The 23,860-nt window shown below is 42.8% G+C and carries 22 protein-coding genes and 1 tRNA gene; 11 read left to right on the top strand and 12 right to left on the bottom strand.

Going from position 1 to position 23,860, the window contains the following annotated elements; genetic code table 11:
• Positions 1-61: 61 nt before the first annotated feature.
• From HY035_02610 to HY035_02600, 3 genes are all read right to left on the bottom strand, one after another.
• Positions 62-1,405 carry an acetyl-CoA decarbonylase/synthase complex subunit gamma gene (locus HY035_02610; protein MBI3377282.1) on the bottom strand — a complete coding sequence of 448 codons (1,344 nt, stop codon included), beginning with the start codon at positions 1,403-1,405 and terminating at the stop codon, positions 62-64.
• 62 nt (positions 1,406-1,467) lie between these two features.
• Entirely contained in the window at positions 1,468-2,409 is a 942-nt protein-coding gene (locus HY035_02605; GenBank protein ID MBI3377281.1) for an acetyl-CoA decarbonylase/synthase complex subunit delta, read from the bottom strand.
• Positions 2,410-2,418: 9 nt separating this feature from the next.
• Complete coding sequence (locus HY035_02600; GenBank protein MBI3377280.1) at positions 2,419-3,276, bottom strand: dihydropteroate synthase; 858 nt, start codon at positions 3,274-3,276, stop codon at positions 2,419-2,421.
• A 485-nt stretch (positions 3,277-3,761) separates the two neighbouring features.
• Here HY035_02600 and thiD point away from each other — a divergent pair, with 485 nt between their 5' ends.
• Positions 3,762-4,526 carry a bifunctional hydroxymethylpyrimidine kinase/phosphomethylpyrimidine kinase gene (thiD, locus tag HY035_02595; GenBank protein MBI3377279.1) on the top strand — a complete coding sequence of 255 codons (765 nt, stop codon included), beginning with the start codon at positions 3,762-3,764 and terminating at the stop codon, positions 4,524-4,526.
• Positions 4,527-4,581: 55 nt separating this feature from the next.
• Here thiD and HY035_02590 read toward each other — a convergent pair whose 3' ends face one another.
• From HY035_02590 to HY035_02575, 4 genes are all read right to left on the bottom strand, one after another.
• Entirely contained in the window at positions 4,582-4,878 is a 297-nt protein-coding gene (locus tag HY035_02590) for a type II toxin-antitoxin system RelE/ParE family toxin (protein ID MBI3377278.1), read from the bottom strand.
• On the bottom strand, positions 4,866-5,051 hold the full coding sequence (locus HY035_02585) for a hypothetical protein (protein ID MBI3377277.1): 186 nt from the start codon (positions 5,049-5,051) through the stop codon (positions 4,866-4,868). The genes HY035_02590 and HY035_02585 overlap by 13 nt, the downstream gene beginning before the upstream one ends.
• 202 nt (positions 5,052-5,253) lie before the next feature.
• Entirely contained in the window at positions 5,254-5,535 is a 282-nt protein-coding gene (locus HY035_02580; protein ID MBI3377276.1) for a GIY-YIG nuclease family protein, read from the bottom strand.
• Between the two features lie 6 nt (positions 5,536-5,541).
• Complete coding sequence (locus tag HY035_02575; GenBank protein MBI3377275.1) at positions 5,542-5,682, bottom strand: hypothetical protein; 141 nt, start codon at positions 5,680-5,682, stop codon at positions 5,542-5,544.
• Positions 5,683-5,971: 289 nt separating this feature from the next.
• On the opposite strand from HY035_02575, the gene mtgA reads away from it, so the two are divergent.
• From mtgA to HY035_02545, 6 genes are all read left to right on the top strand, one after another.
• Positions 5,972-6,778 carry a monofunctional biosynthetic peptidoglycan transglycosylase gene (gene mtgA, locus HY035_02570; protein MBI3377274.1) on the top strand — a complete coding sequence of 269 codons (807 nt, stop codon included), beginning with the start codon at positions 5,972-5,974 and terminating at the stop codon, positions 6,776-6,778.
• 293 nt (positions 6,779-7,071) lie between these two features.
• Positions 7,072-7,830: a zinc dependent phospholipase C family protein gene (locus HY035_02565; protein ID MBI3377273.1), complete on the top strand. Its 759-nt coding sequence runs from the start codon at positions 7,072-7,074 to the stop codon at positions 7,828-7,830.
• A gap of 51 nt (positions 7,831-7,881) precedes the next feature.
• Positions 7,882-9,126, top strand: a complete 1,245-nt coding sequence (locus HY035_02560) for a molybdopterin molybdotransferase MoeA (GenBank protein ID MBI3377272.1) — start codon at positions 7,882-7,884, stop codon at positions 9,124-9,126.
• 100 nt (positions 9,127-9,226) lie between these two features.
• Positions 9,227-9,301: transfer RNA gene (locus tag HY035_02555), tRNA-Val, on the top strand.
• A gap of 180 nt (positions 9,302-9,481) precedes the next feature.
• The gene (locus HY035_02550; GenBank protein MBI3377271.1) at positions 9,482-10,255 is read left to right on the top strand and encodes a YIP1 family protein; all 774 of its coding nucleotides are present in this window, start codon (positions 9,482-9,484) and stop codon (positions 10,253-10,255) included.
• Positions 10,256-10,279: 24 nt separating this feature from the next.
• Positions 10,280-11,551 (top strand): DNA helicase UvrD, encoded by a 1,272-nt coding sequence (locus HY035_02545; protein ID MBI3377270.1) that lies wholly within the window; start codon positions 10,280-10,282, stop codon positions 11,549-11,551.
• Between the two features lie 398 nt (positions 11,552-11,949).
• Here HY035_02545 and HY035_02540 read toward each other — a convergent pair whose 3' ends face one another.
• Genes HY035_02540 through fdnG form a run of 3 tightly spaced genes read right to left on the bottom strand, consistent with a single transcriptional unit; the run spans position 11,950 to position 16,537 of the window.
• On the bottom strand, positions 11,950-12,561 hold the full coding sequence (locus tag HY035_02540) for a formate dehydrogenase subunit gamma (protein MBI3377269.1): 612 nt from the start codon (positions 12,559-12,561) through the stop codon (positions 11,950-11,952).
• Between the two features lie 2 nt (positions 12,562-12,563).
• Positions 12,564-13,316 (bottom strand): 4Fe-4S dicluster domain-containing protein, encoded by a 753-nt coding sequence (locus HY035_02535; protein MBI3377268.1) that lies wholly within the window; start codon positions 13,314-13,316, stop codon positions 12,564-12,566.
• Positions 13,317-13,327: 11 nt separating this feature from the next.
• Positions 13,328-16,537: a formate dehydrogenase-N subunit alpha gene (gene fdnG, locus HY035_02530; protein MBI3377267.1), complete on the bottom strand. Its 3,210-nt coding sequence runs from the start codon at positions 16,535-16,537 to the stop codon at positions 13,328-13,330.
• A gap of 349 nt (positions 16,538-16,886) precedes the next feature.
• Between fdnG and HY035_02525 the strand changes: the two genes are divergently transcribed.
• On the top strand, positions 16,887-18,368 hold the full coding sequence (locus tag HY035_02525) for a transglutaminase domain-containing protein (GenBank protein MBI3377266.1): 1,482 nt from the start codon (positions 16,887-16,889) through the stop codon (positions 18,366-18,368).
• A 316-nt stretch (positions 18,369-18,684) separates the two neighbouring features.
• Here HY035_02525 and tsaA read toward each other — a convergent pair whose 3' ends face one another.
• The gene (gene tsaA / locus HY035_02520) at positions 18,685-19,146 is read right to left on the bottom strand and encodes a tRNA (N6-threonylcarbamoyladenosine(37)-N6)-methyltransferase TrmO (protein ID MBI3377265.1); all 462 of its coding nucleotides are present in this window, start codon (positions 19,144-19,146) and stop codon (positions 18,685-18,687) included.
• A 264-nt stretch (positions 19,147-19,410) separates the two neighbouring features.
• Between tsaA and HY035_02515 the strand changes: the two genes are divergently transcribed.
• The 3 genes from HY035_02515 to HY035_02505 all read left to right on the top strand — a co-directional run bounded on the left by HY035_02515 (position 19,411) and on the right by HY035_02505 (position 23,239).
• Positions 19,411-20,655, top strand: a complete 1,245-nt coding sequence (locus HY035_02515) for a M48 family metallopeptidase (protein ID MBI3377264.1) — start codon at positions 19,411-19,413, stop codon at positions 20,653-20,655.
• Positions 20,652-21,362, top strand: coding sequence for an ABC transporter ATP-binding protein (locus tag HY035_02510; protein MBI3377263.1), 711 nt, complete (start codon positions 20,652-20,654; stop codon positions 21,360-21,362). Before HY035_02515 ends, HY035_02510 begins: the two co-directional genes overlap by 4 nt.
• Positions 21,363-21,610: 248 nt before the next feature.
• Positions 21,611-23,239 (top strand): hypothetical protein, encoded by a 1,629-nt coding sequence (locus HY035_02505; protein MBI3377262.1) that lies wholly within the window; start codon positions 21,611-21,613, stop codon positions 23,237-23,239.
• Between the two features lie 53 nt (positions 23,240-23,292).
• On the opposite strand, the gene HY035_02500 is transcribed toward HY035_02505, so the two are convergent.
• The gene (locus HY035_02500) at positions 23,293-23,832 is read right to left on the bottom strand and encodes a macro domain-containing protein (protein MBI3377261.1); all 540 of its coding nucleotides are present in this window, start codon (positions 23,830-23,832) and stop codon (positions 23,293-23,295) included.
• Positions 23,833-23,860: the final 28 nt, after the last annotated feature.

Genomic DNA, 23,860 nt, shown 5'->3' with positions numbered 1-23,860 from the left:
CGGGAATGACGAAAAACGGACAATTCACAAAAGTCTAAAAACTAATAGCTAACAGCTGCCTTTATGTTGTCCTTGCTTTCAAAAACGCCGGCAGTCCATTTGCCTCTCTCGGGCCGACTGTCACCTTCCAACCTTCGAGTTTGTCTTCTATAGAACCGCTTAATATCGCGACATAGCCGGGGATAATCAGTTCCCTATGGTTTACTTCATTCTCAATGCCGCTCTCTTTTATAAATGCCGCTATCTTTGATGCAGTGAACTTTCCTGCCGCCCATGCGGTCAATACCGATAATCCTTCGCAGTCCATGACTGCAAGCCTGCACGGCACTTTGCTATTTTCTATTTCACCTGAAACAATAAAGTATGTGAGAGAGAAATTTGTCGTAATTGTAAGCGGGGAATCAGGCGTTGCTTCTCCAATCTTGTATATTTTCTGTTCAACCTGCATCGGCACCTGAGGATCGGTGTATATATTCTGCCTTAAAGTGAAGAGGGCGAGGTTTTTCCATCTCTCAATGCTGCTGACAACTATGATTGATGCATATTTTGTGATTCCAACAGACGCAATCAAAGCCTCATGGAGGCTGTCGTCTCTCTGTGCGAAGTTAATCACAGGGTATCCAAACGGCTTGAAGTTCTTCTTAAGCGCAGATCTTCTTATCGTGGTATTGTTTCCAAGTATTTCTTTTGCCTTTTTTGCTCCTGAGTCTATAACCAGGTCCTCAACCCCGAGAGATTTTATCTTTTCCGTAAGCGCGGCTAGTTCATCCAAACTGTCTGCAACTACTCCGAGTATTGCCTTTTCTGCCTTTGCAATATTTGCCATTGCCTCTGCATTGCCTGAGTTTGCTCCATAGATAATGGGCTTCTTACCGGCAAAGAGCTTTACAGCCGCTTCTGCAGATGCAGGGTCTGTTGTTGAAAGTATTACCGGAACGTTTGGCGCCTTTGATGCAATAAGTTTTGCGGCTGACTCAAACTTTCCTTTATCGCCGGATGCGTTTGTAAGCGTTATTGCGTCAATTCTGAGTTTCTGTCCGACCCTGTCTATTTCTGATGTAAGGACTTCCTCTATCTTCTTTGTTATCTCTCCCTCGGAAAGAGTGTCTTTGATTTCAACAGCGAGAGCGCATGGGTTTACGAATTTTTTGTCATGCCTGAAGAGGACGGTCTCCTCGCCTATCTTTACCGCCTCGTCGCCGGAGCCGAATGTTATAGAACGTATCGGAGGCGCTGAAGCCTCTCCAAGTATTTTTTTTGCCTCTTCAGATACGTCAGGACACTGATCCAGCGACGCCTGTCTCTGCGCGAGTTTCATTGCAAAGGCCAGGCATGTGGGATGACCGCATTTTTTGCAGTTTGTCTTTGGCAATAATTTAAATATCTCAACGCCTGATAAAGCCATATCTAAAACCTCCGTTTATTGTGTTATTGCGTCTCGTTAAATTATTCCTTTACGCTATAACGCTATATAAGTTCCTCTATTAATTTTCCCACTGCCTCAACAGCCTTTGGATGCCTCATGATTAAGAGTTCTGCGCCTGCCATGAGAAGCGCGGCAGCGGTTGTTGCCTCCCATGCGATTCCTCTCTCTTCAGCATTGCCCCATAAAGGCACATCTGATTCAGGCGCCTGCGTCTCTTTGATTTTCCATACATACATGCCTACATCCGCAAGCATAGGCGGCTGCATTGTGAGGTCATTCTGTGTAAGCGCGGCAAGCCGTATCCGCTCCATGACCGAATATGTATATTCAAGACCGTACCCCAGAGCAGAGCACATAGGGTCTGTTATAAGCCTTTCCTTGTCAAAACCCATCTGGGTTATGAGAATGTTCAACTGTTTTGAGAGGTTTATGTCAAGCTCTGACATTGCAATAAGTTTATGGTTATTAGCCATTGCAGCAGCAGCTATTGTTTTATAGTTAGCTTCCTGCGCCTTGCCTAATATGCAGTTCTTGTCTTTTGCAGCCTCAGCGGCAGCTATCAGGACAGGAGCGTCTTTTTCTGCATTGTTGCTCCCAAGTATTATCAAAGGGACATTAATGGCTGAAAGCACGTCTTTAACGGTTTTTGCAGCATCCTCAGGTGAGCGGTTTTCCCTGTCGGGGTGGGTTCCGATAAGCCTTAAAGCTATAGCCTTTGCCTTCAGCGTATCCTGACAGAACTTGGCCCAAGTAACAGGATCGCCTGAAACACTGCTGAAGGGTTTCTGAACGTTTTCAGGCCAGTCTGCCGGAGGAACGTCCTGTATTTCATATGCGATTAAAGGTTTGTTTGGGATGGTCCCTTCAAAAGGCAGAAAAGGGAGCACATTTTCCCCTCCAAAACTTGCCACATTATCGCCTGTCCCTATTGTTACATTATAAACTTTGCCTGAATAAGTCTCTTTTGGAACAGTAAAAGCCATATTAACCTCCTACATTTCTAAATACGAATGCGCATAAAGGGTTTTGCCCATAATGACATCAATCGTTTTTGTTATCTCTGTCATTTTTTTAGCGTCATCAATCTTTTTCCCGGCAAGGACATCATCAATCATCCTCTTCTCCTGAACGGCTTCCGCCATCTCATGAGCATCGGCAATGGCGGCAGTAAGTCCGGCGTTCAAAAGCATTATAAAGTAGTGTTTATTCAATATCGGCCTTATATGCTTTGGACAACCGTTGGAAATATTGCTAAGGCCGACAACGGTCTTCATCGGAGGATCGTTCATTTCCTGAAACATCGTTATTGCCTTTATCACATGCTTTGCGTGGTCCTGAGAGGTTGCAATTTGCAAAACCAGCGGGTCAAGATAAATGTCTTCAAGGGGAACGCCGTATTCCATGGCCCTTCCCATTATCTCTGCTGCTATTGCAGCGCGCTCTTCCGCATCTGCGGGAAGCCCGCCTTTTCCTACTGTAAGCCCTATAACCTGAGCATTATATTTCGCCCCGAGTTCAAGGATTGGGAATCTCTCGGGGTCGTTCGAGGTTGAATTTATCAGAGGTCTGCCCCATTGGTTGTTATGCACCTTAAGTCCTGCCTCTATTGCCTTTGCATTTGTTGTGTCAAGGCATATCGGCAATGATACGACTTCCTGTATTGTCGTAACCATCCACTGCATTAAATCCTCTCCGCCGTCTTCCGCAGGGCCTATGTTTGCATCTATCATTCCTGCGCCGGCTTTCCACTGAGAGATTGCGATCTCCTGTATAGGTTCCTTATCCTTTTTCATCATTGCCTCTCTGACCCTTTTGGCTATGATGCTTAATTTTTCACCTATTATTATCATTCCGCTTAAACCTCCCTGCCTAATATATTAAGATATTTCTATGAATTTATAGATAATAATTATAGCTACACTTTACATCAAATTATAACTTTAGTTTCGCCGGGCTCAAACAATAAAGCCGGAGATAAGTTTTAAATGCTAACATAAAGACATTAAGCAGGTAAAGGCTGTTTCCAATTGTTAATTTTTATAAATCTATAAGATTTTCTACCTGTGCTTTAAGCATAGATGTTCGTAACCGGAAAATAGACATAGAAAGTTGTCATTGCGAGGATTCCTCGTCTGTCATTGCGAGCGAAGCGAAGCAATCTCTTATGACAGACTCGGAACAGGCTCCGCAATCTCGCCTTTTGTGATGAGATTGCCACGAACCCTTTAGGTTCTCGCAATGACAGGTAATTCAAGGGGTTATAATCCTATGTCTATTTTTCGATCATAAGCTTAGGCTTGTCAGTAAATTTCCGGCAGAGTTATAATATTCATAAATGAAATCCGCACTCACTATAGCAGGTTCTGATCCTACAGGCGGGGCAGGACTTCAGGCTGACATTAAAGTGTTCATGGCCTTCGGTGTTCATGGACTTTCGGTTGCTTCTGCGCTCACAGCCCAAAACACAGAGGGGGTAATCTCTGTCTTTCCTGTTGATAAGAATTTCTTTGCAGAGCAGCTTGACGTTCTTTTAAAAGATATAACGCCTGATGCAGTTAAGACAGGCATGCTTTACAGCAGGCAGTTGGTAGGCGTAATTGCTGAAAACATAAGAAAGCATTCACTTAAAAACCTTGTGATAGACACTGTTACCGTATCATCATCAGGGGTCAGTCTTATTGAAGACGGAACACTGGATGCAATAAGAGAACAGCTTTTTCCATTGGCAAAGGTGATAACCCCGAACATCTATGAGGCATCTGTTCTGACAGGCATATCAATAGAAGATGTGACTGACATGGAAGAAGCCGCAAAGGAACTAAAAAAGATGGGGACTGAGAATGTGGTGATAACAGGAGGACACTTGGAAGGAGAGGCGCTGGATTTATACTATGACGGATTCAGTTTTTTCAGGATGGAGTCTGCAAAGTGGGAAGGGGAATATCACGGCACAGGATGTGCATTCTCAGCGGCTGTCACTGCATTGCTTGCAACCGGTCATTCAACGCTTGAGTCAGTGAAGAAGACAAAGGAATTTATAAACGATGCAATAAAAAATGCTTACCATCTTGGAAAAGGAATGAGGCTTCTTGGTCTGTAAGCTCAAGGATGGTTAATATACTGCAATAGCAGCGACTCTAAATCAGCGTCATGGTTTACACCATGTAACGTTCAATATTTAATGATCCATGAAATACACCCAATATATCAATGTCTCCAGTATGTTTTATAAGGTAAGCGATTCTATAATGACCATAAAGTAAAATTCGAATATTACGTTCTGAGTTATGTTTGTATTTATAACCCATTTCTGGAAATTCCAATAGTAACTGAGCTTTGTTGTAAATTGCTTCTACAGTACGAATTGCTGCATTCGGATTATCTTGAAAAATATAATCGTGGATATCTTTTAGCCATTGTTCCGATTCTGCTGTCCAATTTATTTTTGCCATGTATTAATTCTATGTTTCATTTCCTCATTGTTTATAGTTTTTTTAGAATCAGAATCGGCAAGACCTTTTTCAACCATCCGATTAAACGCTAATTCACGAAGAATTTCATCATACGAACTATCATCTGGCTGTTCCTGAATAATTCTATTCATTTGTTCTTTTACTAAAGTCATAATTTGGCCTCCTTTCAATTCTTTACTTAATGATTATAATCCAAACCTTTATTTTTTAAAAGGCAAGATGCAATTTTATTGCTTGGATTTTTTTAGAGGGAGGATAACGACCTAAATGAGGCGCAGGGGCACAGACCTGAGACTGAAAACGAAATAGCGTTATTCCCTGTCGCCTCGATTTTTTTGTTAAACGTTTTCTGTTTCATGTCTTGAATTTTGGCCACTGGTTATAGCCTATGGTTGGATCATTCGACCTGTGGTGATTTATGAATTCAATTTCTTTTTGATTAACCTCTTGGTCGTTAGCCGTGTCTGATTCCCATATAATTTCTTTTCTGATTGTAAAATCTCGCCGTTGCTCTCTTGTATAATCTTTTTCGATAAGTTTTGAATCTGCACTTCCGAAATAATTAATGCTGTCCGTCAGGTCTTTGCCGATATAGATTTTGCCGTTGGGATATGTAATTTTGTAAATGACTTTCATTAATCCTTATTTTATTAAGAATGTGAATATTGCATTTGCTCCGTTTGTCGGCCCCGTGAGGCTTAGTCTTTCAACCCCGGCAAATGCCTCAAATTTCTTAGCACCCAAGGCAGCGCATACCAAAGGCATACGATTTGTATATCCCATCGCACTGTGCACGTCGCCGGCTCGAATTACAATTTGTTTTTCATCGCGTTTTCGGGCTGGTGAAATTAGATTGTCAGTGCAATATTGCCTAACATCGTCTGCATGGGTCATTTTTGATTCTCCTTTTATTTCTTATGTCGTTATATATTGATGCGTTTAACATATAATCTACCTCGCAGGCAGATTCAAACTATTTGCGTCATGATAGCATAATGCCTTAAATACGGCAATATACAATAAGCCCGCTTTATAGGCAATAATAACCTGCATGATGATAGAATAGAAACCTATGGCAAGAAGAAAAAGAAAGAAGAGTTCATTTAAAAAGATATGCTGGATTTTTGTTGTTTTCATAATCTCCGGCATCTCAGCTTATCTCTATTTCAGTTTCCCTGATATTGAGAGCCTAAAAAAACATAATCCAAAGAAGACTTCTTTTATGGAATACAGGGAAAGGGAATGGAAAAGGCAGGGTAAGAAATACAGAATCCAGCAGAAATGGGTTCCTGTCTCGCAGATATCTCCATATCTTATAAAGGCTGTGCTTATTGCCGAGGATGACAAGTTCTGGAGACATGAGGGTTTTGATTATGAGGCGATGCAGAAGGCGATGGAAAAAGATATTAAGGCAGGCAAATTCAAGGCTGGCGGAAGCACCATATCGCAGCAGCTTGCGAAGAATCTTTATCTTTCGCCCTCAAAAAACCCTATGAGGAAAATAGAGGAAGCGGTTATCACATGGAGGATGGAAAAGATACTTAGCAAAAAGAGGATTCTTGAGTTATACCTCAATGTAGCTGAGTGGGGAGACACGGGGATATTCGGCATAGAGGCTGCCGCAGGGCATTATTACGGGAAGTCTGCATCCAGTCTTACTGCGGATGAGTCTGCCAGACTTGCATCTGTGCTTCCGAATCCGAGAAAGTATAATCCTCTCGGCGATTCAAAATATGTGGTGAACTGCTCAAATCTGATTTATAACATAATGATAAAGAGAGGCATTGTTGTCCCTCAATACGAAGAGGTTTTAGAAAATGGAAGTAAAGATACCGCCTCTCCTAATCTTTCAGAGACCCAGCACACACCCGCACAGTAATATTGATGCTTACTTGTCAGCCTTTAACTTTATTGCCTATTTCTTTTTCTTCGTTGCAGTCTTTTTTGTTTTACAAGTTGATTTGTGACTCGGTTTGCAGGACATGGTTACCTCCTTCTTTATTTATTCTAAGTTCAATATATCATGAAGGAGAATGCCTGTCAAATGAAAAATCAGCTTAAGGCAGATCCTATTATTAATCAGATGCAAAATTGAATGGAAATTTACTCACGTGATTTGGTACAATAAGTGGATATGGAATCAGCAGTTTATCATTTTGACCGAATTAAATAATGTTTAAATTTTTATTAGTAATCTCATTTATAGCCTTGCCTTCCGCTGCCTTTGCGTGGGGGCCTCTGACACATATCTATCTGGGCAGCGAGCTCTATTACCTCGGTTCGCTTCTTCCTGCCGGAATATATGCTCTGATAAAAAAGTACAAAAGCGACTTCCTTTACGGCAACCTGATGGCGGATATTATTTTTGGCAAGAAGTATCTGCCTGATGATAAGAGTTCGCACAACTGGGATGTGGCATTGGGTCTTTTTGAGGCCGCCAAGACGCAGCAGCAAAAGGCCTTTGTTTATGGTTACATGAGCCATCTTGCCGCTGATACTGTTGCGCATGAGCTGCTGACAGCAGGGAAAAAGAATGTCGGGCATACATTCCTTGAACTGAAGGCAGACAGCATTGTTGACAAGAAATACTGGTTTCGGGCAGTCACAATAGATAAAAAGGTTCAGCGAAGGAATGACACTTTTCTTGAGGGGTCTCTGGATACCGCCATATTTTCTTTTAAAACCAATAAACGGATTCTTAAAAGTGCAGTGTTAATCTCAGGGCTTCATCAGAAGAGAGTAAGCAGTTTTATCGACAGGAATATTATCATTGCTTCTGTTTATAAGAGGGAAAATATAAAGAGGCTTCAGGAAAAATCATTGGACAGGATGGTTGATCTTCTTCAGAATGGCGCTGATTCGGCAGTTTTAAAGAAGAGCCCGCTCGGCAGCCATATACATAAAAAGCATTTCAAAAATTATCTAATCTGAACCGGCTTTTAACGAATAATCTTGGGCTAAGAAGAAGGGCGTATGCGAGACATGCTTGGCAGGGAAGAAGTTATTACCGTTGAAAAGGCTCTGGAGTTTGTACTTAAAAATCTTTCTGCGGTGTTTCCTCCCGATATAAAACTGAATATAGAACACTCATGCAGAAGAATTTTGTCACGGGATATATACTCACCTGAAAACCTTCCCCAGTTTGCACGGTCAACGGTTGACGGCTTTGCAGTTACTTCTTCTGATATATTCGGCGCTTCGGACGGTCTTCCCGCATATCTTAACATCGCCGGTGAAGTATTGATGGGCGCAATGCCTGACTTTGAGCTTAAAAAAGGAATTGCAGGAAAGATAGCAACAGGCGGGATGCTTCCAGAGGGCGCCGATGCAGTCGTTATGATAGAGCATGCACAGACGATAGATGAAAAGATGATAGAGGTCATGAAGCCGGCAGCGCCCGGAGAAAATGTGATACAGGCAGGGGAGGATATAAAAAAAGGCGCTCTCGTATTAAAGAAAGGGCACAGGCTGAGGCCTCAGGATACAGGCGCACTTGCAGGGCTCGGAATAACAGAGGTCTATGTTTATGAAAAACCTATGGTTTCCATAATATCAACAGGGAATGAGATTGTTCCCGCAAACAGTGATGTTAAACCCGGACAAGTGAGAGACATAAATTCATTTAATCTTGCAGGCCTTATATCAGAAGCAGGAGGCGAACCTGTAAAACGCGGCATATTCAAGGACGAATACAGCGTTATAAAAAAAATAGTCGAAGAGTCTCTCGAAGATTCCGCCATGGTGCTTATAACAGGCGGAAGTTCTGTCGGAACAAAAGATATGACTGCAAAGATTATAAATGATGTCGGAAGCCCCGGAGTTTTATTCCACGGAGTATCAATTAAACCCGGCAAACCCCTGATAGGAGGCATCATAAACAACAAGCCTGTATTCGGACTTCCCGGACATCCTGCTGCCATCACAGTGTGTTTTGAACAGTTTATTGAACCTGTCCTGAAAAAACTCACAGGCATTTCTGAAAACAGGTTCAGAGGCAGAAAACTTGTTGTAACGGCAAAGATGGCAAAGAATATCGCATCAAGTTCAGGGAGGGAAGACCACATAAGGGTTGCCCTTGAAGAGCGGGGCGATGAAATCTGGGCGAATCCTATTTTGGGAAAGTCAGGACTTATAACTACGCTTGTTAAGGCTGACGGGATTGTTGTTATTCCGCTCAGGAAGCTTGGAGTGGAGCAGGGCGAGGTTGTGGAGGTAAGGCTGTTTTAGTTGCCTGCCTTTCTAAATCCTGTTTGTAAAGTTAATTACGCTCTCCTTGACAATAACCCATATTTTTAGTTTTAATTAATGTCTGATATTTCAGAATTTAAGGCTCGTAGCTCAGGGGGAGAGCGCTTCCTTGACACGGAAGAGGTCGGCGGTTCGAGACCGCCCGGGCCTACCATTTAAATGCGTCATCACTTTCTCTGCAATAGGAATTCAGTTCTTTCTGCGTTTTGTTTTCCCTCTAAAGACGAGGTATTCCTGACCGGAAAAATAAACAGTTGCAAGGCATGGTATTTATTGTTACACTTTACAAACAGTCGGCTTTTCAATTAAAAACCTTTCATGACAGGAGGGCAAGATGGAAGAGGGTAAGAGTCTGGTTAACGGCATAGTATCAACATCCTTAAAGGTCATCACAAATCCGTCCGGATTTTACAGAGAGATGCCGCAGACAGGCGGGTTTCAGCATCCGGTAATCTTTCTTGTTGCCATGATGGTTATAAGCATGGTGATAGGTTATATCGGTTCGTTAGCTCATCTTGGTATCAGCCCAATGGGAGGAGGCATGATGGGCGCCGGCGCCATTGCAGGAATAATTATCGGCCCGATAATAGGACTGGTTTTCAGTTTCATAGCAGCGGGAATCCTTTTTATTATCTGGAAGATAATGGGTTCGCAGGAGAATTATGAGACGGCATATCGCTGCGCTGCATACAGCAGCGGAATTATCCCTGTTACATCAGTTCTTGGTTTTATTCCATATCTTGGTTCTGTTGCAGGACTTCTATGGGGTTTTTATCTCATTATTACCGCATCAATAGAAGTTCATAAGATAAAATCGTCTCTGGCATGGACGGTGTGGGGAATAATCGCAGCGCTTTTTATAATGCTGTCACTGTCAGCGCAGTATGCAGCAAGGAAATTTTCAGGTGAATGGATGGAAAAGGCAAAAGAGATGGAGAAGAAGGGTAAAGAGGCAGAACAAGCGGCAAAGAAGATGCAGGAAACGCTCTCAAATATACCTCAAGGCAAACAGATGACGGAAGAACAGCAAAAGCAGATGGAAGAGGCAATGAAAAAAATGCAGGAAGAGATGATGAAGAATATGCCGCAGAAGCAGGAAAAGGAATAAGGGACATTTAAAAAACTTTCCCGTATGAGATTTATTGCAGACCTTCATATGCATTCAAGATATTCTCGCGCGACAAGCAGGGATATGACTCCTGAAAATCTCTGGAAATGGTCACAGTTAAAGGGCATAACGGTTCTTGGAACAGGCGATTTCACTCACCCGCAATGGCTGACTGAGATTAGGGAAAAGCTGGACAATTGCGGAAACGGTTTGTTCAGATTGAAAAAGAAGCATTGGCTTAATGACATCCCCGCGTCCTGCTCATCTGAGATGTATTTCATGCTTACAGCAGAGATAAGCTGCATTTACAGCAAGAACGGACGATTAAGAAAGATACACAGTATTGTCTTGGCGCCTGACTTCAATACAGCGGAAAAAATTAATTCAAAACTTTCAAAGATAGGAAATTTGTCAGCAGACGGAAGGCCCATTCTCGGGCTTGACGCAAAGGAACTTCTGAGGATTGTCCTTGAGGCATCTGAAGACGCAATGCTTATTCCGGCGCATGCGTGGACGCCTCATTTCTCGGTTTTTGGCGCAGCTTCGGGTTTTGATTCTCTTGAGGAGTGTTTTGAAGAATTAACGCCGCATGTTTATGCGATAGAGACAGGGCTTTCCTCTGACCCGCAGATGAACTGGAGGCTGTCATGCCTTGACAGGATTACATTAACATCACACTCTGATGCGCATTCGCCCCATAAGATAGGAAGAGAGGCTAATATTCTGGATACAGACGTTTCATACACGGCAATCACAAATGCAATGAAAAAAAGAGGCGGTTTTACAGGCACAATAGAATTTTTTCCCGAAGAAGGGAAATATCATTATGACGGACACAGGGTATGCGGCGTGAGCCTTTCGCCTGAAGAGACGATTAAGAACAATTATTTATGCCCTGTGTGCGGGAAAAAAGTGACAATAGGAGTTATGCACAGAGTGGATAAGCTTGCTGATAGGAAAAACGGATTCAAACCTGAAAATGCACCTGTTTTTTATTCCCTTATCCCGCTCGCTGAGATTATTTCCGAGACAGTGAAAGTAGGCGTTAACAGCAAAGCTGTTAGAAATGAGTATTTTAAACTGCTTGAAAATCTCGGCAATGAATTTAAGATACTCATGGACTGTACAGCAGAGGAGATTGAAAGCGCAGGCTCTCCTCAGCTTGCAGAGGCAATATCACGGATGAGAAAAGGAAAGGTAAGCATAGCGCCCGGCTTTGACGGTGAGTACGGCAAGGTAAAGATATTTGAGGAAGTTGAAAGGAAAAAGCCAAAAGGACAGGCAAGACTATTTTAACTATGCCACAGGAGGCTGTGTCTGGATTGAGGCAAGATTAAACTACTCATGGTAAAAGTGCAGATGTTAGTACAATATATGAGGCTCTTGCAAGTTCTCATGCGGGGCTATCCGCTCCACTTTGTGGAGACTTCCCGATCAGCTCGGGACAGACCCGTGAATCTTGCCTCAATACAAACACCGCCTCCTTTCTCCTTTATATCTTACGAAGGTGCTACCGTAAAACTCATGGCACTTGCGGATATTTTCTAACTATATCCTCTCCTGTCAGAGATTCACCCCTTTCTTAATGTATGCTTATTGTTAATTCTATCACCCTTCAGAAAATATGCAATAGAAAAAACGGGATAGACTTCGTTTATGCGTCTATCCCGTTTTTAGTTGAAGTCAATATATGATTATGCCCCCATTTTCTGAACCCATTTGGCATGTCTCTTTTTAGCCCATTCAAGAGGCACAGTGCCGTAAACCATAATCCTGAATGTCCCGGGGTTTGCGAGGGTTGCAAGATAGATGTGAACAGGGATAATCGCAACCATCAGGACAAAGCCCACGTTATGCACAAGATGGGATAAAAGCACCCACTTTCTTATATCAACTCCGGCAGGCCTGAGCCATATTATAAACCCTGAAACAGCAATTGCAGTTCCGAGCAACAGAACAATAAGGTAAAGCAGTTTTTGCCCTGCATTTAATCTGTCCTGAGGAGGAACTACTGCCCGCTTTGAGAAATATCCTCCTGCCTTAAATATCCATCCAATGTCATCGCTGCCAAAGCTCAGCGAAACAGGCAGGTAATTGAAGATTGTGAAGAACAGGGATACAGCGAATACAACGCCGCTCCAGTTGTGCCAGTTTTTCATTATATTGAAATTGCCGAAGATTGAATTTAACTGTTCAAGGTGGAAGAGAAAACCGTATCCGGTTACAACGAGTATAATGAAACTTACTGCCATAATCCAGTGGTTGAGTATTTCAAAGGCATTTGCTTTTTTAACCATGTTAGCCATTGTCATTTCACCTCCTCATCTTTTTTAGGGCCGAATGCAACATAATGAACGAGGGATGCGACTACTGCGCCTCCAATGCCCCAATAAGCAAGCGGTTTCAGAACTTTGTGCCAGAAGACTATACTATCAGGGATTGCAGGACTTTCCTCCATCCCATAAACTTTTGGAGCATCTTTAAATGCGTAGAGCACTCCGAGACCTCCGAGGTCTGTCTCTCCGTAAAGTTTCTGATAGCCTGTGCCCTGTGTTTTCTTCAGTATTGAATCCCTGTCGCCATAGGATATCGCTCCCGTAGGACATGTCTTTGCGCAGGCAGGTTCAAGTCCCTGCGATATTCTGTCAGAGCAAAGGTGACACTTTGTAATCTTGTCTTTTTCATCGTATCGCGGGACATTAAATGGACAGCCTGCAACGCACAGCTTGCATCCAATGCATTTTTCCTTATCAAATCCGACAGCGCCTTCCTTTGTCTTGAATAAAGCGCCGGGTGCAGGACATATCTTCATGCATCCTGCGTCATCGCAATGCATGCATCTCTGGCTGACAAAGAGCCATCTTACCGGATTTGACTCTGAGGGTATTTCAACATAGCGTATCTTGTTGTATAAATTCGGTGTAAGGTCAGGCGGATTCTCAGCAGTGCCTTTGTTTGATGTCTTTGCAGCAGGAAGCTGGTTCCATGATTTGCAGGCTGTCTGGCATCCCCTGCATCCTATACATAATTCCGGAGAAATCACTAATGCTTTTCTTGACATGTCATCACCCCCTATGCCTTTTCTATGTTGACCATAAAGGCCTTTGTTTCAGGTATCATTGTATTTGCATCGCCGATTGTTGGTGTAAGAAGATTAGAGCTGTCTCCGCCGCTGCCATCTTCTGGATACTGCCAGCCAAAACACCACGGCAAACCTACCTGATGAACAGTGGTGTTCATCACCTTAAAGGGCTTGAACCTGTCAGTTACCCATGCAACTGCCCATACCTTTCCGCGGCCAGAAGATACAGTAACCTTATCGCCGTTCTTTATCCCCTTTTCTTTTGCAAGTTCGTTGCTGATCTCAACAAACTGCTGGGGCATCATTTCAAGCTGCCAAGGTTCGTGTCTTGTGAGAACTCCTGTCTGCCAGTGCTCTGATACGCGGTAAGTTGTTGCAACGTATGGATACCTTATGTCGCATGAGAAGAATACGTCTTCCGGAAGTCCGCCGTCCTTTGCAGGCTTGTCATGCGGACCTGTTACGCCATAAAACAGCTTTACAGTTGGATTTATTCTGTGTTTTTTGGACATCGGATTTTCCTGAACAGGACATTCCAAAGGCTCATAATGCTCAGGGAACGGCCCGTCAACAAGTCCCGGCCCGAATATTGCGCCCATGCCGTCTGCTCTCATGATAAACGGATATTTGCCTGCTTTCTCATCAGCCAGCGGAGGAGCGGGCCCGTCAGGCACATCTCCATCCCATCCGGGGGCAGTCTTCTTTGTTTTTGGATCCAGCTTGTTGGGATTCCATTTGATAACAGCTCTTTTTGTATCCCATGGTTTACCCTGCGGGTCAACAGATGCGCGGTTATAGATTATCCTTCTGTTTAAAGGCCAGCACCATGCCCATTCAGGATACATGCCGAGCCCTCCTATGTCTTTCTTGCCTCTTCTTGCCATCATATTTACAACCTTGTCGTCTTTCTCAGTGTAGCTTCCGCCGTATAACCAGTTTCCGCATGATGTTGTCCCGTCTGCCTGTAATGTGACAAAGTTTGTAGCGAGATGTCCTTTTTTGCCAAGCTGTTTCGGAGGGGTTGCTTTTTTATCAAAGAGATCTTCAAGGTAATAGCCGTTAATCTCTTTTGCAATACTGTGTATATCAAGTTTTTTGATCTTGCCGTCAGGCCCTTTCTTTCCATAATCCCATGTGAGGTTAAGTATAGGCTCAGGGAATTTGCCGCCCTTTTTCTGATAAAGTTTTTTCACTCTAAAGTGGAGTTCGTTTATTGTCCATGAGTCAGGCATGGATTCACCTGCAGGTTCTATTGCCTTATATCTCCACTGTGCAAGACGCCCTGAGTTTGTAAAACTACCCTCTTTTTCAACACAGGAAGTAACAGGGAGTTGGAATACCTCTGTCTGAATCTCCTTTGGATTCATTTCAGGGCCTCTCCAGAAAGAGCCTGTTTCATCATCAAATAAAGTTACATTCACCATCCATTTCAATTTTGACAGTGCCTTTCTTACCTTTCCTGCATTAGCCCCTGAGCATGCCGGATTTTGTCCCCATGCAAAGAACCCTTCAAATTTTCCCTTGAACATCTGGTCAAAAAGCACAAGCCATGAGCCGTTTTGGCCTTCATCAAGCTTTGGAAGCCATTCATAACCAAAACCATTGGCAGCGGTCCCGTTTGTGCCCCATATCGCCTTCAGATAGCTTGTGATATATTTCCCTCTGTTTCCCCACCAGTTGACGCTCTTTGGATCTTTTGTCTTAGGGGTAAATTTTTCGATATAAGTCTTTAGGTCAGCAATAGTAGCGGTTGGCACAGGGAGATAACCGGGAAGTATGTGGAACAAGAGCCCATGATCAGTAGATCCCTGAACATTTGATGCGCCCCTCAAGGCATTGATACCGCCTCCAGCTATTCCCATGTTGCCGAGGAGAAGCTGGATGATAGACATCGTCCTTATGTTCTGAGTTCCCACAGTATGCTGCGTCCAGCCCATTGCGTAAAGCTCTGTGCCGGCCCTGTTAGGCCTTCCCGTAGATGCATAGGTTTTATAGACCTCAACGAGTTTCTCCTTTGGCGTTCCGGTTATGCCTGCGACCTTATCAAGCGTATATCTGGAGTAATGTTTTCTCATAAGCTGGAATACGCAGTTCGGGTCTTTTAGAGTCATGTCTTTTTTCGGAAGTCCTTTTTCATCCATCTGAAAAGACCATGTCTTTTTATCGTACTTCCTTGTTTTTTCATCGTATCCTGAGAAAACGCCGTTGAGCTCGCCGGGGCCTTTGAATTCGGGATTTACGAGAAATGTTGCGTTGGTATAGTTGACAACGTAATCCCTGAAATAGAGATTGTTGTCGAGTATGTATTTGATCATACCGCCGAGGAACGCGATATCCGTACCCGAACGCATCGGAGCGTATATGTCTGCCTTTGAAGCGGTCCTTGTAAAGCGCGGGTCAACAACAATAAGCTTAGCGCCTCGCTGTTCCCTTGCCTTCATTATCCATTTCATTGAAATGGGATGGTTCTCTGCGGGGTTTGCTCCCATTACAAGAATCACATCTGCATTTTTGAAATCAATCCAGTGATTTGTCATTGCGCCTCTCCCGAACGACTCTGCCAGAGCCGCTACAGTTGGGGAGTGTCATATTCGCGCCTGATGCTCTATATATACAAGCCCCCATGAACGGAGGAGTTTCTGAAGTATGTAACATTCTTCATTGTCAATATTTGCACTTCCAACATGCGCTATACTGTCTGTTCTGTTTACGACAAAATCCTTCTCTACTTCTTTCTCCGTGCCGTCAGCCTGCTTTTCTTTCACTTTTGATTTTGAGGTAGTATTGAAAGTCTTGTCACGAGTAGCCTTTATTCTTTTTGCAATCTCGTCAAGCGTCCAGTCCCATTCAACCTCTTTCCATTCACTTGCGCCAGCAGCCCGGTATCTCGGTTTTGTAAGCCGAGCGGGGTTATTGATTATCTGATACAGAGATGCTCCCTTGGAGCAAAGAGTTCCTTCGCTGATTGGATGCTCTACATCACCTTCTGTGTTGATGACCTTGCCGTCTTTTGTGTGGACGACCATACCGCACCCTACTGAGCAGTAAGGGCAGATTGTCTTTGTCTCCTTTGCCCCTTTTGTGCGGAGTTCCAATTCCTTGGCTGCAGTCTCTTCGGGTGTAAGGCCGAGGCTTGCGGCTCCGGCAGCTACAGCAGTGCCGCCGGAGAACTTTAAGAAATCACGTCTTGAAATAGCCATAAATACCTCCTACTTTTAAAATAGACTGATTAGCTCATAGACAAGAAAACATTTCCCCCTTTTGCTATTAAAACAGCTTGTTTACCTAATTAAAACATATAACTTTGCTTGCCTCTTGTCAATATGTTTTTTCCCGGTCTCAAGCTGCAACTTGAAACAGGGAAAAAAGTCCCAAATTCGTCATTCCCCGACTTGATCGGGGAATCCAGTATTTTTTAAAATCAGAGACTTCGGGATTCCCGCTTTCGCGGGAATGACACAAAAACAAATTTTCTCAACACTCTCAAGTTTTAATCCATTCCGATGTCTTCCTTAAAGACAGTTGTTTTAGCTAAAATTAAATATAGATATGGCAAACATCACACCTAAAAGACTTTTCTATGCCGCCATTGTTGTTTTATGGATTGTTACGACTGCCCTCCTTTTATTCAGGCATTACGGATTAAATCAGGCTGCGCATTATGCTGCGGATAAGAATATTTTCTCTGAAGAACTGTACAAAGGGCAGTGGATGGGGCTTTATTATAAGGGCGAAAAAACAGGATACTCCCACAGGAAAGTTGAAAAGGCAGGTGACGGGTATAAAATTTCAGAGCAGACGAAGATGAGGCTCAATGTTATGAATGTTCAGAAGGATATGGAGACATTTACCGCCGCATATCTTGGTCCTGATATGAAACTTAGATCCTTTGACTTTATGCTCAATTCTGATGTGACTATGAATATCAAGGGAAGGGTAGAGGGCAAAAATCTGAAGGTATCTATGGAAACTGCGGGTACAAAATCTGAACAGATGATTGCCTTGAAAGATGAGCCCTCTCTTAATCTCTCGCTGATTCCTAATATTCTTGATGGAGGGATTAAAACAGGAAAGAAACTCAGCATGAGTATCATTGATCCCCTGACCATGACTCGGGAGCGCATTTTTGTTGAGGTGGAAGGGAAAGAGCGGATAATGTCAATGAATGTTATGCGTGAGGTTTTCAGGCTGCGCGGGTCGTTTAAGGGAATTGAATTTTCAGTATGGCTTACTGAAAAGGGAGAGGTATTAAGAGAGGAAAGTCCGCTTGGATTTGTATTGATTAAAGAAACCGAAGCTGATGCAATACAATTAGGGAACCCGTCCGTGGACATTATTGCACAGGTTGCAGTGCCGTTTAATTTAAAACTCCCATACGATACAAAATATCTCAGGGTAAAGCTTTCAGGAGTTGATTTAAAGGTTCTTGAACTTGACGGCGGAAGGCAGAATCTCAGAGGAGATGTGCTGGAGATTAAAAAAGAGGAAATTCAAAGTTCTCTCCACAGGCGAGTCGCCGGGGCGACAAAGTCCAAAGTTGAAAGTTTAAAGTCTCCGGAAGAATATTTAAAGGATACGATGTTTATTCAGTCAAAAGACTCTGAGATTATTTCTATGGCAAAGGAAATTGTGAGAGATGAAAAAGATGCATTAAAGAAGGCGAGGCTTCTTTATGTTTGGGTTTACAGGAATATCAGAAAGACTCCGGCGATAACAATCCCGATAGCAACAGAGGTACTGAAATCAAGGAGGGGCGACTGTAATGAGCATACTACGCTCTATGCCGCACTTGCGCGCGCAGCGGGGATACCAACAAGGATTGCCCTCGGGCTTACGTATAAGGACGGCTATTTTTATTATCATGCATGGCCTGAGATATTTATTGGTCAATGGATTGCGATTGACCCGACGCTCGGACAATTTCCGGCAGACGCATCGCACATAAGGATTACAACAGGCGATATAGACAAACAGATGCAGATTCTTGCTGTTATAGGAAAGATAAGGATTGAGGGGCTGGAGTATAGGTAGGAATTATGATAAACAACCCTGCGGGCAGTGAGCAGATAACGTTTGAGTGATTAAGAAGTCCCCTTCGGAATTTGTGTGTTAATCACAAACACTCTGTTATCTGCCGTTGTAATGGAAAGTATAATAAAAATCCAGAAAGTGTCTCTCAGCGCTTACCCATTTTTGGGGCTTTCGGCTAACGTTCTTGGCGGAAAAGATGCCTGCAAGGTTTGCATGTTAATCTTTTCCGCCATGTTATACGCCGTTGCCGGTAATCTTTTAAAAAGAATATGGGATGTGTCCCTCAACCCACCCTCCCTCAACCCCGTTCCCTGCTTCACTCTCTTCCCTCTGGCTTTGGCCGCCATTGTTTGTTGGCCGTCCACCCTTCAGTTGCTGTTTCAATACGGTCGAACCGTGGTATGTATGGCTTTATGTCGAGCAATGGAGTCATGTTTAATACATCAATGCCTTCCACTATCAGAACATTATTCTCTCTCTTCTTTAATTTTACAATGGACATCCCAATACCATTTGGTCTGCATGGGTGCCTTGTTGCAAATATTCCGTGGGATTCATCATCTAAAAAAGTTGGTCTTATTAATTCTATTTTTCCCGCCCTGTCAAACTGATAAAGCAGATAAATGTGAGAAAAGGTCTCTATATCTTTTAGTCCTGCTGCGTATTTTTCAAATACTTCCACACGGCCTATTGTATCAGGCGCGTATAAGGGTTGGATCGGACATTTGTCCTTTTCCTTGTATGGCGTATGAATGATACCAATCAGTTCCATTATCATTTTTCCATTTTCAGAGTGCTAACGTTATATTTTATGCCACATGCGTCTTTTTGTGTATGTGTAATTGTAGGTAAATAGAGAAGGGTGTGTCAACAAAATTTCCTACAAATATCGTAAGATAAAAACTCCATGAAACATTCATGTCTCAAAGAGGCACAAAGAGTGATGAAAATGTCATTGCGAGGAGTGGTAGCGACGAAGCAATCTCAAAAGACAAGATTGCCACGCCTTCGGCTCGCAATGACAGGGTAGAGGTATTTTCAAGTGAAAGGTTATCAAATTATTCTGCTGATAAGCTATATCCTTATTGCCCTCTTCGGCTATTGGCTTAAGTTTCTCAATCTGAGCCATCTGAGAAAATACGGCGATGTTGTGCCTGAAGAATTCAAGGATTATATTGATGAAGACTTGTTGAAAAAGACAAGGGACTATACTCTGGAACACAGCCGGTTTGGGTTCATAGAATCCATCTTCGGAAACATTCTTGTTCTGGCATTTTTCTTCGGAGGATTGCTGAATATGTATAACTCTTGGATTGTCTCCTTCAATATGCCATTTATTCTTAGCGGATTAGTTTTCTTCCTTGTCCTGAGTTATGCAAATACAATTATTTCCATTCCTTTTGACCTTTACAGCACATTCAGGATTGAAAACAAGTACGGTTTTAACACAATGACATGGAAACTCTGGATAAGCGATTTCATAAAATCAATTATACTCTCCACAATATTCATAGGCATTATGACATCAGGCGCATTGTATCTGATGAAGGCAAGCCCTGATTTTTGGTGGCTGTTTGTCTGGCTCTTTTTCCTCCTATTCAGCATCTTCATGATGTATATCTCGCCCTATGTTATTGAGCCGCTATTCAACAAGTTTACTCCGATAGAGGATGAGGAGATTGAAGGCTCAATAAGGGACTTAATGAAAAAGGTCGGGATAAAGATAAGCAGGGTATTCAAGATTGATGCGTCAAAGCGAAGCACACACACAAATGCATATTTTACAGGGATAGGAAAGGTAAAAAGGATTGTGCTTTATGACACGCTTTTGAAGAAGATGGAAAAGAGCGAGATTCTCTCTGTTCTTGCGCATGAGGCAGGGCACTGGAAGAAAAAGCACGTCCTTAAAATGATTATTGTTATAGAGGCAATGTCCCTGATAGGCATTTATATTTCGTTCATGATGATAAAATCGGGAATTCTTATAAGGATTTTCAATATTCAGAATGATACAGTTTTTGCAAGCCTTCTCATATTGGGGTTTATCGGAGGAATAGTATCTTTCCCGCTGACGCCTATATTCAGCTATTTTTCAAGAAGACATGAAAGGGAGGCTGACAGGTTTGCTGCTGAGATGACAGAGAACCGGGAGGCAATGGCAACATCATTGATAAAACTCTCAAAAGATAATCTTTCAAATCTCCATCCCCATCCGTTATATGCAAGCTTTTATTATTCCCATCCTCCCGTTGTTCAGAGGATAAGGGAGATAAGAGGACAGCAATGATAATCCTTGATAACATCTCCAAATCTTTCAACGCCACACATGCAGTAAAAAATATTTCATTGACTGTAAACATCGGTGAGATTTTTGGCATTGTCGGCCCGAACGGGGCAGGAAAGACCACGACAATAAGGATGATGACAGGGCTTCTCACACCTGACAAAGGAAAGATTGTCATAGGGAAATATGACATTGTTAATGAATCAATAAAGGCAAAATCAATGCTCGGTTATGTGCCTGACAAGGCATTTCTCTATGAAAAACTTACTGCGAGGGAATTCCTCATATTTATCTCGTCAATATACAGCATCCCCCGGAACGAAGCGTTATCAAGAATAGACGAAATGCTTGAGCTGTTCGGCATCAAGGATGTTGAAGACGAGTTGATAGAGAGTTTTTCGCAGGGCATGAGGCAGAGGCTGCTCTTTGCATCTGCCCTTATTCATAGGCCTGAAGTGTTTCTGATAGATGAGCCCTTTATGGGGCTGGACCCGTTCGGCGTAAGGATGCTCAAAGGCGTAATTAAGGATTTAAGCTCAAAAAGCGTTACGATATTCCTTGCAACCCACAGCCTTCATATTGCTGAGGAGCTATGCCACAGGGTAGGGTTCATTAACAAAGGCTCAATAATCTCAATAAAAACAAAAGAGGAAATATCAGGTATGGATGGCGGACTTGAAGGGTTGTTTTTAAAGATGGGAAGTGAATGAAGATAGGGCAGGATATAGTATTCTTTTTGCTAATAAGCAGGACAGCCTTTCGCTTTCCGAGATATTTTTCGACAGTTCTAAAGCTCATTCCGCTACACCCTCGAAACTCGTTTCCCGAAATATTCGGGAAACTCAGACAGTCGAGGCTGTGGCCGCTTCATTTCGCTGAGAACCGTTACCGAAAAATCTCTAATGCCGCTCAAAGCAGCCCTGCTTATTGATGAAAATACAGGTATTTAAATAACAAAATGCTGTTACTTATAAGACCTAAACTTCTTTCACTGAAAAATTCAATAAGCACGAAGGTTGTGCTCAGAAGGCTTCCTTTTATTGCAATCGGCGTCGGTTTCTGGCTTCTTTTTTATATAGGGACATACAAAGTCCTATCATATGTCAGAGGAATTGAGTTTTTCGGTGAGATACTCTCAAGGAAACTCTTCTCAATGACATTTTTCAGCCTGCTGGGTTTTCTTATCCTGAGCAGCATAATCACCGCAATCTCTTCTTTCTATCTATCAAAAGATATTCCGCTTCTCCTTTCAAAACCTGTTGAAATTAGGGATATATTGAGATTGAAGACATTTGAGGCTTTCATGAATTCATCATGGATGGCGCTTTCATTCATGCCGCCGGTATTTATTGCATACGGTATCAGCTATGGCGCGGCAGCAGGCTATTATCTTTTGATTCTTGGATGTTTTCTTCTATTCAGTTTGATAACAGCAGGCATTGGTATCACAATTGCGCACATACTTACGAGACTTTTCCCTGCCAAAAGGACAAGAAATGTTCTTTTTGGGATAGGCGTGGTTCTTTTCCTCTTGCTTTATTTTTTGATAAAAGGACTCATCCCTCAGGATATGAGCACTCCTGAGGGTTTCATAAATTCCATAATGTCATTCAAAACAGAATCCCCAATTCTTCCAAGCTACTGGATTACAGAGGCGGTTTTCCCAGTGCTGAAAAAAAGCAGTTTTAGTATTTTTTATCCGATAATTCTTCTGAGCAATGCCTTGTTTTTTCTTCTTCTGTCCGAAATTGCAGGATTAAGGTTTTACAGGATGAATATGGAGAGGATTCAGCCGTCAGGCGAAAGGGTCAGAAGAGGGATTTTAGGAGGCTATTATCCTGAAATAAATACTGCAATGTTTTACAAGGACATAAAAACATTCTTCAGGGACACAGGTCAGTGGTCGCAGGTGTTTATAATAGGCGCACTCATAATGATTTACATCTATAATTTTAAGTCAATTCCGGTCAACGCCCTTTCAGGTTTCCCATTCATAATGGAGATTATGGTTCTTGTTAATCTGGTTTTATCAGGGCTTGTGCTGTCTGCTGTTTCAGCGAGATTTATCTATGCATCCGTGAGCCTTGAGGGTCAGGCATTCTGGATTATAAGGACTTCGCCTGTTGATATGAACAGATTTATCCGGTCAAAGTTCCTCTATGGATTCATTCCTGTGACTTTGCTTATGCTTGTTCTTGTATTCCTCACAAATCTCGCTATGAATATCAGAGGAATTCTGATGTATCTGTCGCTTGGAACAGTCCTTATGCTCTGCGTGTCTGTGAGCGGACTCGGCACAGGATTCGGAGCAATCTATCCAAAATTCAAGCATGAAAATATTGCCTCTGTATCCATGAGCCTCGGAGGCATGGCTTTCATGCTCATTGCATTCAGTGTTGTTATCGCCACATTATCCCTCGAGTCGTGGATTTTTTATGTTTATAATATGAAGGGAGCGGTGGATTTATCAGCGAAAATTCAGATTGCCTTGGGCGTGATTATGATTATTCTGATAAATGCCATTGCTTTTTATTTGCCGATGAGAATCGGGAGAAAGAAACTGCAAGAGCATACAGGGATTTTATAAGAAGCGAAATCACCTTTCGCTTGCCGCTCAAGGCGATTTTCCTTCTATAATGCTTAAAGCCTCTCAAATTCCCTTTTGAAATGTTCCATTGTGTTGTCATCGTAAATGCAGAATTCAACAATTTCAAGGGAAGATTGAGGGTTTTTCCTGAGATAATCTGCTGATTCATTGACAAGAATCTTTGCGCACCTGTCTTTTGGAAATCCGAAAATTCCTGAACTTATCGCAGGCATTGAGACGCTTTTTAATCCTTTTTCTGATGCAAGACTTAAGGCGCTGAGCACAGCATTCTTTAACTTGTTGTCCTCATCGCCTTCATCCATTATGGGCACTACCGTGTGAATGACAAATCTTGCATGAAGCTTGCCTGCGGCTGTGATTACTGCCGTTCCAACAGGCGTAAAACCAATGCTGTCACTTTCATCCTGAATAATCTGCCCGCCTTTTCTGACAATCGCGCCGGCAACACCGCCTCCATGCCGGAGGTGGGAGTTCGCTGCATTAACTATGGCATCCACATCCCTTCCAGTTATATCGCCCTGCACAAGACTCAGTTTTTTGCCGTTTATTTTATGTTCTGTTATGAATTTCATGGCTATATTATACAGTGCATAATTACTT

This window comes from Nitrospirota bacterium, from assembly GCA_016195565.1.
Classification (GTDB): Bacteria; Nitrospirota; Thermodesulfovibrionia; order Thermodesulfovibrionales; family UBA1546; genus UBA1546.
Note: the sequence above shows the minus strand (reverse complement) of the source record. Positions and strands in the feature narration are given on the sequence as shown.